Below are 18851 nucleotides of genomic sequence, written 5' to 3'. Positions count from 1 at the left end.
GACTGGATTCCTTCAGTCTACTTGCATGGTATACCTGCCGCTCCGGCGAGCGAAGCAAAAATGTATCGCCAAAAAATTCCTTACGGCAATAAATTAATTATATACCCCTGAGATTAAATTGTTAGCCCCATTTGCCTGCTTGTGCACTTGCTTCTTTTTCAAGCAAGCTGATATTGAGCGGTAGCATACATCCCGGCGTGGCCTTGTCGCAAAAGATAAACCAGAACAACAATCGCGGCGTCGGACCAGCGCTAGTATTTGATTTTCCTCAATCGCCAAGGTTAGAATGATTGATATGAAAATTCTAATATCAATCTTTCTGCTAGGCATTTCCAGCCTGGCATCTGCCAATGTCATCAATAACTGTATTGACGCAGAAGGCAAAAAAATCACAGCAGATCAGGCATGCGAAAAATTGGGGCTGAAAGACGCAGGGGACGCCTCTTTAGCGCCATTGGCAGCGGCATCGCTCCCCACAACAACCGCGGCTTCCTCAGCAGCATCTTCGCCGGAGGCCAATCCAGCATCCTCCGCTGAATCTTTCCTGCCTCCGCCCCTGCCCAAAGTCACCGTGGAACGGAAGCTGCCGCCCCCGCCACCGCCTAACCCATGGATGGAACTGATCCATAATGACTATTCGCTGTTGCTGTTGATGGGCGCGTGCCCCTTCCTGTTTGCATTTTTCTGGTATGTCTTTGAGTACCGGATGCGCCGCAGCTAAAGCGACCTGCCGCAGCATTTATCTCTCACCTACAATATGCCCCGTTCCGGATAGGCTTCGTTCCGTTCTACGCGGCCGTAACCGAATTTGTCCAGGTCTATCGTCTGGTAGCGTCCGGTGGTAATGAGCTCCGCGATGCCCCGGCCCGCCGCCGGCGCGTGCATCATGCCATGGCCGGAAAAGCCCGCGACCACATAAAAATTCTCGAAACCGCTTTTCCAGTTGCCGATGATGGGATTGCCATCCAGTTCGCATAACTCGTATAGTCCCGACCAGGTACGGTGGCACCTGGCCCCTTCAAACGCCGTGGGGAAACGGTGCGCCAGCGCCGGCCAGACTACGCGCTCAAAATAGCCGTGGTCCACGTCGAAATGAAAGCCCCGGGCCTCATCCGAATTGACCAGCCCGCCGGAATAGCCGTTGCCCTCAGGCCGGAAGGCCAGCCGGTTCAAGTCTTTCACGTACGGCAGCGGTTCGATCCTGTTTTGCCCGGTGAAAAAATGCTCAAAGCGCCGCAGCGGGCTCACAGGTAAAGCCATGCCAAGCATGTTGCTGACGCCTGCAGACCAGGCGCCGGCGGCATTGACAAATACATCCGCCGCCAACTCACGGCCCGATTCCAGCGTTGCATGCGTGACGGCGGAGCCGACATGCCGCAGCGATGCCACCTTGTCCTGGATATAGTCCACTCCGAGGGAGCGCGCCTTCTTGCGCAGCCCCTGCAAAAAACTGGAAGGATCACACCAGCCGTCGCCAGGCGAATATGCGCCGCCGTCCAGATCATCCACATACATGGAGGGAAACAAGCTGCGCAAGCCTTCGCGATCCAGCAGCCGGATATCGGCGCCAAGGGAGCGTTGCGTCACGGCGTTTTCTTCCAGCACGCGCATGGCCTGCCCGTGCACGATAAACAGATAACCTTGCTGCACCCAGTCCACCGGTGCGGGTTCGCCGTTGACCGCCATGTCGGCAGGGAAGCGCTGGATGAAGTCAATACTGAAATTCGACATCGCAATATTTTCAGGGCAAGAGAACAGCCGCCGCGCACCACCGGAAGCGCGCACTGTGGACGCATATTCATAAGTAGGATCCGGCTCTATTACCGCTACCTCCATTGCGGGATCAGCTCGCTTGAGGAAGTAGGCAACGCTGCTGCCCATGATGCCTCCGCCGATGATGACGGCATCGTAGCGGTGTTTTGATGTGCTCATTATTGTCCTGTGATTGGGAGATGCGAATTTGCGTCGGAATATTGCCACTGCCATCAGACTGTGCTGGGGAAATTGTATACCAGGCAGTGCCGGCCAGCCCGCTCAATCTTTGCGGTCACGGATAGTATGCAAGGCGACAGCCCCGCGTATTTTATCCATATGGATAAAAATAAGTTGACGATAATTATCCACTCGGATAAATTATACGCACATCCACATAAGCTTCAACGCAAGAAGCGCTCACCGGAGACAATCATGAATGACCCGCACGGCTACGACCTGTCACGGCGCAAGGACCTGCTTGCCATCGCAAGCCGGATGGCCATCAAATTGGCGGGCGAGAGCGGAGTTATAGAAGAAAACCGCTTTCTTCCGCAACAAATAGCGACAGAAATGGCCGACGCCGGCCTATACCGGATGCTGACGCCGGCAATCTACGGCGGCTACGAGGTGGACGTTCATACGTTTATCGAAGTCATTGAACTGCTGTCGCGCTCCAATGCATCGGCAGGCTGGTGCGCATTTATTTCCTGTACCTCGGCGACCATCGGCGCGTATCTGCCTGCTGAAGAAGCACGGCAAGTCTTCGCCAACCCCGGTGTCAAATGCGCCGGCGTGTTTGCGCCGCGCGGCCGTGCCGTGCGGGTAACCCGTGACGGTATTGACGGCTTTCTAGTCAGTGGCCGCTGGCCATGGGGCTCCGGCAGCAGGAATGCAGATTACATCACGGGCGGATGCCTGGTCATGGATGCCGAAGGCAAGCCGGAGAATACCGGCAACGGCACCCCGAATGTCCGCTCCATGCTGTTTAGCGCAGACCAGGTCGATATCTTCGATACCTGGCATACGGTGGGACTGCGTGGCACCGGCAGCAATGACTACGGCGTCAAGGACCTGTTTGTTCCTGTCACCCGGTCTGCGGCGCTGCTGACCGACACGCCGCTTGCGACACCTCTCTACAAATTCCCGATTTTCGGATTGCTTGGCGTGGGCATCGCGTCAGTGGCGCTCGGCATTGCCAGGAGCGCAATGGACGAGGTGCTGGCACTGGCAAACCAGAAAACGCCTCAGGGCAGCGCGAAGCTGCTGGCAGAGCGCGCGTCCACGCAGGAACACGCTGCGCGTTCGGAAGCGAGATGGCAGGCGGCACGTGCCTTCCTGCTCAATGCCGTGGACGAGGCGTGGGATGCCGCAATGAAGTCTGAAATATCGCTGCAGCAGCGCTGGAATATACGATTGGCCACCACTTATGCGGTCGAAGAGGCTGCCGAAATCGTCAGCCGCATGCACAGAATCGCCGGCGGCAGTGCCATATTCGATACTTCGCCGCTCCAGCGCTGCCTGCGGGATGTGCACGTCGCCACGCAGCATATGATGGTCAGCGAATCGACTTATGAGCTGGTGGGCCGCCTGCTGCTTGGCATGCCCACCAATACTTCCATGCTTTAGAAGACGGCGAGAAATACGCTGGCGTTGTTGCGACTCCCGGCCGTACTGCCCGTACTGTCTTTTTCGTCGCGCCCGGCCAGCCTGACTTCGCAACAGATTCTTGCACCTCTTATAGGAGCCTTCATGCAACTTCCTTCAGATTGGGCCGGCAGGCTGAAACTGCCGCTTATCGTCGCCCCGATGTTTCTCGTTTCCAGCCCGGAACTGGTCATTGCCAGCTGTAAGGCCGGCGCCATAGGCAGCTTCCCGACCGGTAATGCACGCACTCTGGAAGAGCTCGAAATATGGCTCCAGAAGATTTCGGGCGCGCTGTCAGACACAGACGCACCGTGGGCTGTGAATCTAGTCGTACACCGTACCAATAACCGGCTGGCGCAAGACCTGGCGCTGGTGGAAAAATTCCGCCCGCCGCTGGTGATTACTGCACTTGGGAGCCCTGGCGTAATCGTGGACAGTATCCATGCGTATGGCGGCCTGATATTTGCCGATGTTAATTCGGTAAAGCAGGCGCGTCAGGCCTCCAAGTTAGGTGTAGACGGGCTGATACTCGTAACCGCGGGAGCCGGCGGCCACACAGGACAAATGGCAGCGTTTTCCATGATCCCTGCAATCCGCGAATTTTTTGACGGCATTGTGGTCTCCGGCGGCGGCATCACCAACGGGGCAGGGATACGGGCGACAGAATTGCTGGGGGCGGATATGGCATCGATGGGGACCCGCTTCATCGCCTGTTCAGAAACCTTGGCCAGCCAGGAATACCGTCAGATGCTGATTGAATCCTCGATAGAAGACCTGGTGCTGACCAAGGCCGTCACCGGGGTATCCGCCTATTGGCTCAGGCAAAGCCTGATTGCCGCGGGCCTGGATATAGATGCGCTTGAACGCGAGATTCCGGTTGATTTCACCGACCCTAAAAATGCGGCGCGGCGCTGGACACGCGTCTGGTCTGCGGGGCATGGTGTAGGGGCGACAAAGTCGGTGGAGGATACCCGTGATTTACTGGCTAGCCTCAGCCGTGAATACTGGAGAGCGGTCGATCTGCCGACCCGGGTAGCGCGGCTGGCATCTGCTCCGGCTGCGAGGGCAATGTAGACCTTGCCTTAGCCTGGCGCAAGGCATCGTGCGCGGCATCCTCTCCGAAAAACGAAGGAAGATTCAGCGAACACGGCCGAATTTGCTATCCCAAGCTACATGAATTCTGGTATTTTGCTGGCTACCAGTAAACTAGACAGTACCATGAGCAACCCGGACATTTCCGCCACCGCATTCACCCAGCGCGGCCATCAGCGCAGAGAGGCGCTCGTCGCTGCAACGCTGCAGATCATCGTGCGTGACGGTCCTGCGGCTGTGAGCCTGCGTGCTGTCGCCAAGGAAGCCGGCGCCAGCCACGGCCTGGTCGTCTATTATTTCGGCACCCGGTCGGCACTGATGACGGCAGCACTCGACAATGTCTGCAATTACCTGGCAACCGCATTTGAAAACTGCATTCCCGCACTGGAAGCCGCTGCAGGCAAACCGGAAGCATTTGCCGCCGTCTTCATTCGTTACAACATGGAGCACATTATCGAACACCCTGAAGTGGGGCTGGCGCTGCATGAGCTCAATATTGCTGGGATACGCGACGAAGCCTTACGGCCCATTCTGCATAAATGGGGCAAGGTATTTACAGACCTGTGCCGCAAGGCTTTCCGGGAACTGGGATCGCAGCAGCCAGAGATTGACTACGGTTTTTTACTGAATGCGATAGGCGGCATCATCATCGGGCAATTCGCCTTGCCCAGGAAAGACTTTGAAAAGAAGATATTCACACCCGCGGTAGAGAGACTGGTACGCAGCATTGCCGGCGGCTCCGCCAGCCAGGATATGTCCGCACGCAAGGAGCGGCTGCCCAAGCGCCAGGCTTAGGTGGGACAGCGCACGCATTTCCGCCGGAAAGACGATTAAGATAATAAAATCGGGCATTCGTGTCTCAACATGAATGCCGTTCCGTATTCAATATTGCACCACTGGAGGCTATATGGGTTATCGCATCGCAGTCATCGTCGGCAGTCTCAGGAAAGAATCCTACAACAAGAAACTGGCCCACGCCCTCGTGTCGCTCGCGCCCGAGGAACATTCATTCGGCTTCGTGGATATCCAGCTGCCGCTGCTCAATCAGGATCTGGAGCACTCGCTGCCCGCAGAGGTAGCGGCATTCAAGAAGAGCATACAGGATGCGCAAGGACTGCTCTTCGTCACGCCTGAATATAACAGGTCGATACCCGGCGTGCTGAAAAACGCCATCGACTGGGGTTCGCGCCCCAATGGAACCAGCGCATGGGCTGGCAAGCCGGCCGCGATTGCCGGCATTTCTCCGGGCTCGACAGGCACGGCGATGGCTCAGCAGCATTTACGCAACGTACTTTCCGCACTGGATGTACCGGTAATGCCGTCGCCCGAACTGTTTCTGCAGGCGAAAGAAGGATTTTTTGATGCAGATGGAGGAATCGCCAGTGAGAGCAGCAAACAATTTTTGCAAAAATATTTGGCCCGCTACATAGACTGGATACACAAATTTGCCAAATGAACCCAGGTGAGCCAGGTGAGCTATCTGGCGCACATTTTATTGCTCCAGCGGCATGCCGATTATGCGCCTGGTCAGCAGTGGCAATACAAGCTCTGCAGCCGCTTCGGATTTGAATTCCAGCAGATGATCAGCCCGGGTAATGCCGCGATTGATCGCCGCGATGGGCTTGCGCGCGGCGGCAGCCATACGGCAAAAACGAAAACCAGAGAACACCATCAGCGAGGAACCGATGACCAGCAGCGCGTCCGCTTTTGACAACGCCTGTTCCGCCGCCTCCGTGCGCTCGCGTGGCACGCCATCGCCGAAAAAAACGACGTCCGGCTGCAACATGCCGCCACAGATACGGCAAGCGGGAACATGGAACTCTTCCATCGCCTCCGGCTCAAACTGCGCATCGCCGTCCGGCAGGGCCATCGCCGCGGCACCGATCAATGCAGGGTTGGCCTGCTCCAGCATGGCCTGGACTTCTGAGCGCAGATAGGATGCGCGGCAATGCAGGCACACCACCTGGTGGATATTGCCATGCAGTTCAATGACGTCATTGCTGCCTGCCTGCTGATGCAGGCCGTCGACATTTTGTGTCAGCACCGACGATATCCTGCCCTCGGCCTGCAAAGCGGCAATAGCGCGGTGACCCGCATTCGGCAGGGTTTTCGCCAGAGTGGGCCAGCCTAGCATGCTGCGTGCCCAGTAGCGCCTGCGTACCGTTTCCTTATTGCGGAAATCCGGTCCCTGTATGGGGGCCTTGCCGCGCCTGACTCCATCCCTGTCGCGATAATCGGGAATACCCGATGCGGTGCTCATCCCGGCGCCTGTCAGCACCAGTACCTTAGGGTGGCGCTCCAGGAAAGCCGCCAATTCGGCCAAGCCGACTACACCGCCGACGCCGGTATCATTGCTGTCCATATATTATTTTCTGGCAAATTAACAAAGCAGGACACGCTTGCTTAACGCTTCGTGTCTCAAATCAGTGGCATTGTGCGCCAGAACACGGTGGCTTGCACAGAACGGTGCAGTCGCGCGTTTATGTTAGCTTGGCCTGCCTGCCTCAATCTTATGCAAGGCCTGGATGAAATAATCGATGTTGAAAGGCTTTACCAGGTGAAATTCAAACCCTGCCTCCTGAGCCTGTTTGCGGTCTTCAGACAAGCCATAACCGGTAAGTGCAATCAGCCTGATTGCGCTGGTGCGATTATCCGCCCTGAGCCGTCTCGCCACTTCGTAGCCGTCGATTCCCGGCAAACCGATATCGATGATGGCAATATCAGGCTGCTCGGCCAAGGCTTTTCCTATGCCGGCATCGCCCGTGGATGCCTCCACAGTTGCAAAACCATAGGCGTTCAGCAACTGCGCAATCATTTCGCGCCCGTCGTCGTTGTCTTCAATCAACAGCAGCTTTTGCTTCAGCAGCGAACCATGCAGGCCGGGCCGCGGTTCCGCAGCCTGCGCCGTGCCCGAGCGGGGCATCGCCAGCGTAAAGGTGCTCCCCTGATTGGTGCCCGCGCTACGGACCTCTATTGTGCCTGCATGCAGCTGCACCAGCTGGCGCACCAGCGCCAGGCCTATTCCCAACCCGCCCTTGGCGCGGTCGATTGAATGCTCCCCCTGGACAAAAACGTCGAAAATATGCGGCAGCAAATTGCCTTCTATGCCTATGCCCGAATCTTCAACGCTGAGCAGGATGGATTCGCCGTGCGAACTACTCTCGATGGCAATCGTTCCGCCCGCCGGCGTATATTTAATTGCATTGTCCAGCAGGTTGGTGACAATCTGCTCCAGCCGGGTAGGGTCCGCCTCCACCCAGGTGTCGCTATAAGCGATCTTCCATTGGTAACTGTCTACCGGACGGCTGGCCTTCAGGCTTTCCAGGCAGGCAGCGACGACATCGCTGAGGTTGACGGGTTTCTTGTGCAGGATGATCTTGCCGGACATGACACGGCCCAGGTCCAGCAGGTCGTCAACTATACGGGTCAGGTTCTGGGTTTGCCTGTTCAGTATGAGCTTGGCCCGTTCGATGCTGTCCTGGCTGGCGCCTGGATAACCGATGATGGAGGCCGCGCTGGTAATGGCGCTCAGCGGATTGCGCAGTTCATGCCCCAGCATCGCCAGGAATTCATCTTTTGCCTTGTTTTGCTCAACGGCCAGCTTTCTTTCCCGCATCTCCAGGATCAGTTTGGCATTGCTTGCTTCCAGTGCCGTGGTGCGCAGGCGCAGCGTTTCGGTTTGTTCTTTCAGTTCTGCATTTTTTTTCGCAAGCGTCACGAAGACCGAGACCTTGGCCTGCAATACCTGGGGGATAATGGGAGTGAACAGGTAGTCCACCGCGCCCTGCTGGTAGGCCTTGAGCTTGTTGATCTCATCTGCCAGGAAGGCGGTAACAAAAATAATGGGGATGCCGGACGAGCGCGGGCGTTGGTGGATAGCCTCGGCGGTCTCAAAGCCGCTCATTCCTGGCATATTGACATCCAGCAGGATCACAGCGAAATCGTCCTGCAGCACATGCCGCAGCGCCTCTTCGCCGGAGCGGGCGCCGATGACGGAACAGCCATTATCTGCCGCCCAGGTTGAAAGCAGATCGGTTAACGCGAACAGGCTTGCAGCGTCATCGTTTACGACTAAAATCTTTGGTGCATATTTCGACGACACGCTATTCCTCGATCACAATTTTTAAGATGAATATATTTGACGTCACACCCCGGACAGGGCAAAACCTTGAAAAAAGGCCTAAAAAAATTAATCCTCTAATAATACTGAACAATTGCAATAGAATAAGAAATTGCAGTAAATTATGTCACCGCTTGCACTTGAAGGGAAAGGAAATTGCAGTTTTTCCGGACACCACTTTCATTTCCCTGTAGCAAAGTTTTTAACGTCTCTTCCGCGCAACAGCCGCCACCTTCAGTTGGAGTTTAGCCTGTATGAACACGATTACCGATATCTCCGATGCTCTCGATCCAAAACTTTTGCTGGCAGCGCTGACGGCCCTGAAAAAAGGCGATTTTTCCATCAAGATGCCTTCAGACCTCACCGGCCTGAACGGAAAAATTGCCGACACACTGAATGAAATCATTGAAAACAGTGCGCACATGGCCAAGGGGATACAGTCCGTCAGCCAGCTGGTCGGCCAGGAAGGCCGTTTGCTGCAGCGCGCGATGGCAGTGCGGGCCGAGGGTGATTGGGGCACCATCGTCAATTCCGTCAACTCGCTGATTGACGATCTGGTGCGCCCGACGACTGAAATGGCGCGCGTCATCGGTGCGGTGGCAAAGGGAGACTTGTCGCAGAGCATGGCGCTGGAAGTAGATGGACGTCCGCTGCAAGGCCAGTTTCTGAGCGCCGCCACCACTGCCAATACGATGGTGAACCAGCTGAGTTCATTTGCCTCGGAAGTGACGCGGGTCGCGCGTGAGGTGGGTACCGAAGGCAAGCTCGGCGGGCAGGCCAACGTGCCCGGCGTGGCCGGTATCTGGAAGGACTTGACTGACTCGGTGAACTCGATGGCAGGTAACCTGACATCGCAGGTGCGTAACATCGCGGATGTGACGACGGCGGTGGCCAATGGTGACTTGTCCAAGAAAATCACGGTGGACGTGCGCGGCGAGATTTTGCAGCTGAAAGACACCATCAATACGATGGTGGACCAGTTGCGCTCATTTGCATCGGAAGTAACGCGGGTGGCGAGGGAAGTCGGCACCGAAGGCAAGCTCGGCGGCCAGGCCTATGTGCCGGGCGTGGGCGGCACATGGAAGGATCTGACCGACAACGTGAACTTCATGGCATCCAACCTGACAGGCCAGGTACGTAACATCGCCGAAGTGACCACGGCTGTGGCCAACGGCGACTTATCTAAAAAAATCGCCGCCGACGCGAAAGGCGAAATCCTCCAGTTGAAAGACACGATCAATGTGATGGTGGATCAGTTAAGCTCGTTCGCATCGGAAGTGACGCGCGTGGCAAGGGAAGTCGGTACCGAAGGCAAGCTTGGTGGCCAGGCGCAGGTGAAAGGCGTAGGCGGCACGTGGAAAGATCTGACCGATTCGGTGAATTCGATGGCGGGTAACCTGACTGGCCAGGTGCGTAATATTGCCGACGTGACGACCGCCGTGGCCAATGGCGACTTGTCCAAGAAAATTACCGTGGATGTGAAGGGCGAGATCCTGGAACTGAAGAACACCATCAACGTGATGGTGGATCAGTTGAACTCCTTTGCGTCTGAAGTGACGCGCGTAGCGAGGGAAGTGGGTACCGAGGGCGAGCTGGGCGGCCAGGCGAACGTGCCGGGCGTCGCAGGTACCTGGAAAGATCTGACCGATTCGGTGAATTCGATGGCGGGTAACCTGACCGGCCAGGTGCGTAATATTGCCGACGTGACTACCGCCGTGGCCAATGGCGACTTGTCCAAGAAGATTACCGCCGATGCGAAGGGCGAGATTCTGGAACTGAAAAACACCATCAACGTGATGGTGGATCAGTTGAGCTCGTTCGCATCTGAAGTAACGCGCGTAGCGAGGGAAGTGGGCACCGAAGGTGAACTGGGCGGCCAGGCGAACGTGCCGGGCGTCGCAGGTACTTGGAAAGATCTGACCGATTCGGTGAATTCGATGGCGGGTAACCTGACCGGCCAGGTGCGTAATATTGCCGACGTGACGACAGCGGTAGCGAATGGCGACTTGTCGAAAAAGATTACCGCTGATGCAAAGGGCGAAATTCTGGAACTGAAAAACACCATTAACGTGATGGTCGATCAGTTGAGCTCGTTTGCATCTGAAGTAACGCGTGTAGCGAGGGAAGTCGGAACCGAGGGTGTATTGGGTGGGCAGGCCAATGTGCCCGGTGTGGCCGGCACGTGGAAGGATTTGACGGATAACGTCAACTTCATGGCGTCCAACCTGACAGGCCAGGTACGTAATATTGCCGATGTGACGACCGCGGTGGCGAATGGCGATCTGACCAAGAAGATCACCGTGGACGTGAAAGGCGAGATCCTGGAACTGAAAAACACCATTAACGTGATGGTGGATCAGTTGAGCTCGTTCGCGTCTGAAGTAACACGCGTAGCGAGGGAAGTCGGTACCGAAGGTAAATTGGGCGGCCAGGCGCTGGTGAAGGGCGTGGGCGGCACGTGGAAGGATTTGACGGATAACGTCAACTTCATGGCCTCCAACCTCACCGGCCAGGTGCGTAATATTGCTGAAGTGACGACCGCGGTGGCGAATGGCGATCTGTCCAAAAAAATTACCGCCGACGTGAAGGGCGAGATCCTAGAGCTAAAAAATACCATCAACGTGATGGTGGATCAATTGAGCTCGTTCGCGTCTGAAGTAACACGCGTGGCAAGGGAAGTGGGTACCGAAGGTAAATTGGGCGGCCAGGCGAATGTTTCCGGCGTAGCCGGCACATGGAAGGATCTCACCGATTCGGTGAACTCGATGGCGGGTAACCTGACATCACAGGTGCGTAACATTGCTGACGTGACGACGGCGGTGGCCAACGGCGACTTGTCCAAGAAAATTACCGTGGACGTGCGCGGCGAGATTTTGCAGTTGAAAGACACGATCAATACGATGGTGGACCAGTTGCGTTCTTTTGCATCGGAAGTGACGCGGGTGGCGAGGGAAGTGGGTACCGAAGGCCGGCTCGGCGGCCAGGCGAACGTGCCGGGCGCTTCCGGCACGTGGAAGGATCTGACGGATAACGTGAACTTCATGGCGTCCAATCTGACCGGCCAGGTACGTAACATCGCCGAAGTAACGACGGCGGTGGCGAATGGCGATTTGTCCAAGAAAATTACCGTGGACGTGAAGGGCGAGATCCTGGAATTGAAAGACACGATCAACGTCATGGTGGATCAGTTGAGCTCGTTCGCATCGGAAGTGACACGCGTGGCGCGCGAAGTGGGCACAGAAGGAAAGCTCGGCGGCCAGGCGCAGGTGAAGGGCGTGGGCGGCACGTGGAAAGATCTGACCGAAAACGTCAACTTCATGGCAGCTAACCTGACTGAGCAGGTGCGCGGTATCGCCGGCGTGGTGACGGCGGTGGCGAAAGGCGACCTGCAAAAGAAACTGACCGTGGCGGCGCAGGGGGAAATCGCCTCGCTGGCCAATACCATCAATGAAATGACGGACACACTGGCGGTGTTTGCCGACCAGGTGACAACGGTGGCGCGCGAGGTGGGCGTAGAAGGCAAGCTTGGCGGGCAGGCCAGCGTGCCGGGCGCATCCGGCACATGGAAAGATTTGACCGAGAACGTCAACCAGCTTGCCGCCAATCTCTCCACCCAGGTGCGCGCGATTGCTGAAGTAGCGACCGCGGTGACCAGGGGCGATTTGTCGCGCTCCATCCAGGTACGCGCGCGCGGCGAGGTGTCGGATCTGAAGGACAACATCAATGAGATGATCCGCAACCTGAAGGAAACTACACAAAAAAATGCGGAACAGGATTGGCTCAAGACCAACCTGGCGCGTTTCACCCGTTTGCTGCAAGGCCAGCGGGATCTGGGCACGGTCACCAAGCTGATCCTGTCGGAACTGGCGCCGCTGGTATCTGCGCATCATGGCGTGTTTTATATGATGGATTCGTCCAACGATACGTCGTTGCTGGAAATGATAGCAAGCTACGGCTACCGGTCCAGCAGTAAGCTGCCGACATCGTTTTTACCGGGAGAAGGGCTGGTAGGACAGTGCGCGCTGGAAAAAAACCGCGTATGGCTGACCAATGTGCCGCGCGACTATATCAAGGTGTCGTCGGGACTCGGATCGGCGCCGCCGACCAATATCGTGGTGCTGCCTATTTTGTTTGAGCAGCAGGTCAAGGCAGTCATTGAAATCGCATCGCTGGACAAGTTCACGCAAACGCACATGGGTTTCCTCGACCAGTTGATGGAATCGATCGGCGTGGTCTTGCACACGATTGAGGCGAACAGCCGCACGGAAAGTTTGTTGAGCCAGTCGCAGTCGCTCGCACAGAAGCTGCAGCAGACCAACCAGGAACTCGCCGAGAAAGCGCGCCTGCTATCCGACCAAAATATCGAGGTGGAACGCAAGAACCGCGAGGTTGAGCAGGCCAAGATTGCGCTGGAAGAAAAAGCAACCCAGCTGACGCTGTCGTCCAAATACAAATCGGAATTCCTGGCGAATATGTCGCATGAATTACGCACGCCGCTGAACAGCCTGCTAATCCTGGCGCAGCAGCTGAGCGACAATCCCAAGGGTAACCTGTCCGATAACCAGGTGGAATATGCCAGGACCATTTTCGGTTCAGGCAGTGATTTGCTGACGCTGATCAACGATATCCTGGATCTGTCGAAAATTGAATCCGGTACGGTAACGCTGGAGCTGAGCGAATCGCGTTTCCCGATACTGGCGTCGTATGTGGAACGCACCTTCCGCCATATGGCCGAAGCAAAAAATATCAACTTTGCGATTGGGCTTGACCAGGGTTTGCCGGCATCGATGCGCACGGACACTACGCGCTTGCAGCAAATTTTGAAGAACCTGTTGTCGAATGCCTTCAAGTTCACTGCACATGGAGAAGTGCGGCTCAACATCGGCCTCGTGAGCTCCGGCTGGACGCCGGATCATCCGCAGTTGCGCAGTGCGGATTCTGTGCTGGCCTTTTCTGTTTCGGATACCGGTGTCGGCATTGCCGCCGACAAGCTCCAGCTTATTTTTGAAGCCTTCCAGCAGGCAGACGGCAGTACCGCCCGCAAATACGGCGGCACCGGCCTGGGGCTTTCCATTAGCCGGGAGCTGGCAAGGCTGCTGGGCGGCGAAATCCGTGTGACCAGTTCAGTCGGCTCTGGCAGCACGTTCACGCTGTATCTTCCTTACAGCGGCAGCGGCGTATTGAACTTCGGCAGCACGTTTTCTTCGGTGGAAAGCACATCCTTGCTGCAGCCTGGCGCCTTTACTATCCAGGATGCGATGAGCAAGGCTGCTGCAAAAACCACAGGTCCTCTGCTGGAAAATTATGCCGAAGCCGATGCCGCATTCGACGACAGGAACCTGATTGCCGGCGGCGATCCAGCGCTGCTGATCGTCGAGGATGACGTCCGCTTTGCAGAAATCCTGCTGGCTTATGCGCGCGAAAAAGGCTTCAAAGGCATCGTCAGCCATAGCGGCGACGCCGCGCTGACGCTGGCCCGCGACTATTCTCCCACCGCCATCCTGCTGGACATAGACTTGCCCGACTGCGACGGTTTTACGGTGCTGGACAGGCTGAAGCGCGACCCCGGCACCCGGCACATTCCCGTGCATATCATGTCCAACTCGAATGAACGAGAACGCGGCTTGCAGCACGGCGCCATTTCCTACCTGACCAAGCCGATCAAACGCGAGCGCCTGGAAGAGGAATTCAACCGCATCCAGCAATTCCTCAGCCGTGGCAAGCGCAGCCTGCTGGTGGTCGAGGATGAAGAACTGCAGCGGACGAAAATCGTGGAATTGATAGGCGAGAGCGACGTCAGCATCACCGCTGTCGACAGCGGCAAGAAGGCGATAGAAGCCTTGCAAACCGCGCATTTTGACTGCATGGTGCTCGACCTGACCTTGCCGGACCTGGATGGTTTCGAACTGCTGGAAATGATCAGCAAGGACAAGAAGTTGCGTGACCTGCCTGTCATCATCTATACCGCCAAGGAGCTGAGCCGCAAGGAGGTGACAAAGATACGCAAGGTCGCCAAGACCATTGTCGTCAAGGATGCCCGCTCACCGGAAAGGCTGCTGGATGAAACGGCATTGTTCCTGCATCGTTCGCCTGCCAGCCTGCCTGAAATCCAGAGGAGGATGCTGGAAGACATGCATGCTTCGGAAGGCGGGCTCGCCGGCCGCAAGGTGCTGATCGTCGATGACGACCTCAGGAATATCTTTGCACTCACCACCGTGCTGGAAAGGCAGGAAATGGCGGTCGTCTTCGCGGAAAATGGCCGGGATGGCATAGAAATGCTGCAACAGGATCCGGAAATTGAAATTGTGCTGATGGACATCATGATGCCGGAGATGGATGGCTACGACACAATGCGGGCAATACGCAAGCTGCCCGAATTCAAGTCGCTGCCGATTATCACGCTGACGGCAAAGGCAATGAAAGGGGATAGGGACAAATGCTTTGAAGCCGGTGCTTCCGACTACATCACCAAACCGGTCGACAGCGCGCAGTTGCTGTCGCTGATGCGCGTGTGGCTGCCGGAATAATGTCCATGGCCGCGACGCCGACACTGGAAGAGATAGAAGTCGACCTTCTGCTGGAAGGCATCTACCGGTATTGGGGGGACGATTTTCGCCATTACGACAGGCGCATGCTGACGCAAAAGATAGGCGGCTTCATGCAGGATCTGGCGATCCGCAACCTCTCCGCCTTGCAGGAGCGTGTATTGCACGATCCCAAGACCCGCGAACTGCTGTTGCAGCGTCTGGTGCTGCGTCCCGGCCGCCTGTTCGACAATCCGAGAAAATGCCATTTCGTGCGGGATGCGCTGGTGCCGCGCCTGCGCACCCATGCCGAAGTGAATATCTGGGTGGCCGAATGCGGCAGCATGGCGGAGGTCTGTACCTTAGCTATTTTGCTGGAAGAGGAGGGCCTGTCGGGCAAGACCCAGATATACGCAACATCGGCGAGCGAGCTGGCACTGCAGGAAATAAGGCACACCGGCTTTACCGGCGAAGAGCTGGAAGAATTCGACGTCAGCTACCGCGACAGCGGCGGAAAACATGCGTTGACGGAATACATGAGCAGGGGCAGTCCTGAGAGCGAAGGCGGTGAAAATCGTTTTTACCTGCGCGAGGACCTGTCGAAAAACATCACCTGGTCGCCATTCAGCCTGGGCACGGACGCTTCCTTCAATGAGTTTGAGCTCATCATGTGCCCGCATGGCCTGTACAAATTCGGGCCGGCATTGCGACGGCGCGCGGTCGGCGTATTTGTTGACAGCCTGTCCAGCTTCGGCGTGCTGGACGTTCCTTCGAGCACAATCAAGACGCTGGAACTGGAAACGCGCTTCGCGCCGCTGTCGCCTGAGTTCGCACTGTTCCGGCAGAACTCACGGCTGCCGCACTGACCGACGTCATCTACTTTCTCCTGCACATTCCCGGCGTTTTTTTTAAACCACGTACCGGTTATTGCTGAAACAGGTCGCCTTGCAGCAGGTATCCGTCCTCCTCCTGCTCTCCCGCTTTGCTTAGTGCATTGGCGCGCACGCCCAGCAGCCGAAATTTTTCGTCCAGCGGCACCCGGCGCAGGCATTCGCCAGCGGCACGGCGTATTTTATCGGCATTGGAGGTAGCAGAAGGTAGCGTAACGTCGCGAGTGACGATGCGAAAATCGGTGTAGCGGATCTTGATGCCTACGGTGCGGGTCACATAACCCTTGCGGACAAGATCATCGGACAGCCGGGTGCAGAGTTCGGTAAAAATCGTGGAAAGCCGATCCCTGTCATGCTTTGCATGGAGGTCGCGTTCAAATGTGGTCTCGCGGCTGATACCTTTCGGCTCTGAACTGGTGCTGATCTCGCGGTCGTCGATGCCGCGTGCAACCTTGTGTAGCCACGCAGAATACCTGGCGCCGAAATTGGTCTGCAGTAGGTCCGGATCGGCGGCGGCCAGATCGCCCACCGTGTGGATGCCCAGGCCGGCAAGCCGCTCGGTCGCCTTGGGACCTATGCCATTGACCTTTTTAACATTCAGCGGCCAGATGCGGGCAGGGATGTCGTCCATGGACAGGATGGTCAGTCCATCGGGCTTTTCCAGGTCCGAACATATCTTTGCCAGCAATTTGTTCGGTGCTACGCCGATTGAGCATGACAGGCCCGTTGCCTCTTTCACCGCGTTCTTGATGCGGGTTGCCAGAAAATGCGTCTCTTCGTCATGTCCGCTGAAATCGATGTAGATCTCATCAATGCCCCGGTTTTCTATTTTCGGCACGATATCAATAACGGCCTGCTTAAAGAGTTTGGAATAATGGCGGTAAGAATCAAAGTCGGTCGGCAGGATGAAGGCATCCGGCGCCAGCTTGGCCGCCTTCATCATCCCCATGGCGGAAAAAACGCCCAGCTGGCGCGCAGCATAGGTGGAAGTGGTGACGACGCCGCGCCCCACATAGTCGCGCAGCCTCGCAAATTCGCGGCTGCCATCCGGCAAATCTACCGGCTTATTGGATGAACGGCCACCGATGACGACGGGTAGCCCGCGCAATTCCGGATAGCGCAGCAACTCCACGCTCGCGTAGAAGGCGTCCATGTCCAGATGGGCGATGCGGCGTTCTCCTTGCGATTTCATTCTGTCTTAACTGGCTTGTCAAATATACTGTGTAGGCATTCAGTATAGCGGGGCATGCAAGGGTGGGCAAGGCCACCCTGTATTGATGGAGTGTTGCAGGAGCCGGCATACTAAATATCCAGGAACGTTCTCGTCAGCGTTAGACATCGCACGGAAGAAGATACAACGGCAACCGACTATGTTAAATCAATATCAAGTATGCAATTACCGCGGATTTTTCGGTTCGGAGCGTCATCATGAGAAAACTGTTCTACTGGATAAGCCTGAGCCTGTCTTTGCTATTGGCAAGCGGCGCGCATGCATGGCAGCCGGCATCGCCTGCAGCGCTGGTTTGCAATAGCGGCCAGCAAGTGTGTGTAGGGGAATCCGGCCGCGCCTGTTACAGCCCATCGGATGGGCAAACCTGCAACCAGGGCATGGTATGCAACACCAACCAGCAGATCTGCGCCGGCAAGCAGGGCAAGTATTGTTACGATCCGTCGCAGGGCCAGACCTGCTCTGCCGGCCTCGTGTGCTCCGCCGGCCAGCAGTCGTGCAGCGGCCAGTATGGACAATCCTGCTTCAGCGCTTCCCAGGGGCAGTCCTGCAATCAGGGGCTGAGCTGTAATAGCGGCGAATTGATTTGCGCCAAAAACGGCACCGCGCTTTGCTATAACCCTTCGCAGGGCCAAACCTGCAATTGACTTTCTGCGGGATGGCCCTGAATGAATGCGCAACAGCACGGGCCGCACATTGCAGCCGGTGCCGCCTTTGTCAAGGCTTGCGGAAACGCAGGATGAACTGGTCGGTCTTGCCGCGAATGGAGGCGTCAAAGATGGCGGCATTGCGCGGATCTGCCGGATTGCGCAGCAGCTGCGATTCGCCGTCAAGGACAAAACCGACTGCGGTCACTTCCTTCTTGACCAGCGCTTCGTCGATACGGTGCAGCTTTGCCATGCCGGCGTCATCCAGCCCTGCGGCAGCCGCATGGTCCAGCACTACATATATACCGCCTGGCTTGAGCGCGTCGAAGGCCGCCTTGTTCAGTTGAACAGCGCCATCGGCGCCGCCCCAGATATGGATGTCATGATAGTTTTGCGAAGTCCACACCAGATCCGCCTTTACCGGCACATTCAGCGTAGCGCCGTTGCCAATCGCTTCATGGACATTGCTGCGTCCCGCTTCGGCGGATACGGGCGGAGGAAGAGGGCGGCCTTTAAGCTTGTCGATCAACAATTGCGGGGTGACGGCATACACCGTTCCCTGCGGCCCTACGGCGGTGCTGAGGACGCGGGTGAAATACCCTTTTCCCGGAAAGTAATCGACCACAGTGTTACCGGGTTTGACTTGCGCAAACGCGAGCATGTCAGCAGGTTTACGGTCTGCATCACGCGCCGTGTCCTCAGCCGGACGACCGGTGTCCGCGGCAAGCGCTGCAGCAGAAGTCAGATCAGCCGCGTGAACAGCAACTGTCGATATGAACAGCGTGCTCGCAACGCAAATTATTCCAAGTACATGGCCCTTGAGCCGGATAGGCAGCAGTTTCATGTTGAGTCTCCAAAGTTTGTTGTGGGCAGATGATATCCCGGGGTAGAGAAATTTGCTGGATTTGCCATTTCCAGAAAAGCAGCCGGATTCAGTCGGATATACCGTGT

General features: G+C 56.8%; 13 protein-coding genes. 8 read left to right on the top strand and 5 right to left on the bottom strand.

Annotated elements, in window-relative coordinates; translation table 11 throughout:
- Positions 1–286: 286 nt before the first annotated feature.
- A complete protein-coding gene (locus tag ACO0LO_RS24725; RefSeq protein ID WP_422968430.1) occupies positions 287–721 on the top strand; it encodes a hypothetical protein in 435 nt (144 codons plus the stop codon).
- Positions 722–750: 29 nt separating this feature from the next.
- Here the strand turns inward: ACO0LO_RS24725 and ACO0LO_RS24720 are convergent, their stop codons facing one another.
- Entirely contained in the window at positions 751–1932 is a 1182-nt protein-coding gene (locus ACO0LO_RS24720; protein ID WP_422968428.1) for an NAD(P)/FAD-dependent oxidoreductase, read from the bottom strand.
- A gap of 255 nt (positions 1933–2187) precedes the next feature.
- On the opposite strand from ACO0LO_RS24720, the gene ACO0LO_RS24715 reads away from it, so the two are divergent.
- The 4 genes from ACO0LO_RS24715 (at position 2188) to ACO0LO_RS24700 (ending at position 5947) form a co-directional block, all read left to right on the top strand.
- The gene (locus tag ACO0LO_RS24715) at positions 2188–3381 is read left to right on the top strand and encodes an acyl-CoA dehydrogenase family protein (RefSeq protein WP_422968426.1); all 1194 of its coding nucleotides are present in this window, start codon (positions 2188–2190) and stop codon (positions 3379–3381) included.
- A 123-nt stretch (positions 3382–3504) separates the two neighbouring features.
- A complete protein-coding gene (locus tag ACO0LO_RS24710; RefSeq protein ID WP_422968424.1) occupies positions 3505–4473 on the top strand; it encodes an NAD(P)H-dependent flavin oxidoreductase in 969 nt (322 codons plus the stop codon).
- 144 nt (positions 4474–4617) lie between these two features.
- Entirely contained in the window at positions 4618–5286 is a 669-nt protein-coding gene (locus ACO0LO_RS24705; protein ID WP_422968422.1) for a TetR/AcrR family transcriptional regulator, read from the top strand.
- 112 nt (positions 5287–5398) lie between these two features.
- Entirely contained in the window at positions 5399–5947 is a 549-nt protein-coding gene (locus ACO0LO_RS24700) for an NADPH-dependent FMN reductase (protein WP_422968420.1), read from the top strand.
- A 36-nt stretch (positions 5948–5983) separates the two neighbouring features.
- On the opposite strand, the gene ACO0LO_RS24695 is transcribed toward ACO0LO_RS24700, so the two are convergent.
- On the bottom strand, positions 5984–6853 hold the full coding sequence (locus ACO0LO_RS24695; RefSeq protein WP_422968418.1) for an NAD-dependent protein deacetylase: 870 nt from the start codon (positions 6851–6853) through the stop codon (positions 5984–5986).
- A gap of 123 nt (positions 6854–6976) precedes the next feature.
- On the bottom strand, positions 6977–8593 hold the full coding sequence (locus ACO0LO_RS24690) for a response regulator (protein ID WP_422968416.1): 1617 nt from the start codon (positions 8591–8593) through the stop codon (positions 6977–6979).
- Between the two features lie 272 nt (positions 8594–8865).
- Between ACO0LO_RS24690 and ACO0LO_RS24685 the strand changes: the two genes are divergently transcribed.
- Together ACO0LO_RS24685 and ACO0LO_RS24680 are read left to right on the top strand one after the other, a co-directional pair.
- Positions 8866–15138 (top strand): HAMP domain-containing protein, encoded by a 6273-nt coding sequence (locus tag ACO0LO_RS24685; protein ID WP_422968414.1) that lies wholly within the window; start codon positions 8866–8868, stop codon positions 15136–15138.
- 5 nt (positions 15139–15143) lie between these two features.
- Complete coding sequence (locus ACO0LO_RS24680) at positions 15144–16001, top strand: CheR family methyltransferase (RefSeq protein ID WP_422968411.1); 858 nt, start codon at positions 15144–15146, stop codon at positions 15999–16001.
- A gap of 58 nt (positions 16002–16059) precedes the next feature.
- Here ACO0LO_RS24680 and dinB read toward each other — a convergent pair whose 3' ends face one another.
- Positions 16060–17217, bottom strand: coding sequence for a DNA polymerase IV (gene dinB, locus ACO0LO_RS24675; RefSeq protein ID WP_422968409.1), 1158 nt, complete (start codon positions 17215–17217; stop codon positions 16060–16062).
- Between the two features lie 236 nt (positions 17218–17453).
- On the opposite strand from dinB, the gene ACO0LO_RS24670 reads away from it, so the two are divergent.
- A complete protein-coding gene (locus ACO0LO_RS24670; RefSeq protein WP_422968407.1) occupies positions 17454–17900 on the top strand; it encodes a hypothetical protein in 447 nt (148 codons plus the stop codon).
- 70 nt (positions 17901–17970) lie between these two features.
- Here the strand turns inward: ACO0LO_RS24670 and ACO0LO_RS24665 are convergent, their stop codons facing one another.
- Entirely contained in the window at positions 17971–18744 is a 774-nt protein-coding gene (locus ACO0LO_RS24665; protein WP_422968405.1) for a class I SAM-dependent methyltransferase, read from the bottom strand.
- Positions 18745–18851: the final 107 nt, after the last annotated feature.

The sequence above is a fragment of the Undibacterium sp. TJN25 genome, assembly GCF_049339885.1.
Taxonomy (GTDB): domain Bacteria; phylum Pseudomonadota; class Gammaproteobacteria; order Burkholderiales; family Burkholderiaceae_D; genus Undibacterium.
This window is presented reverse-complemented; position numbering and strand designations above follow the sequence as displayed.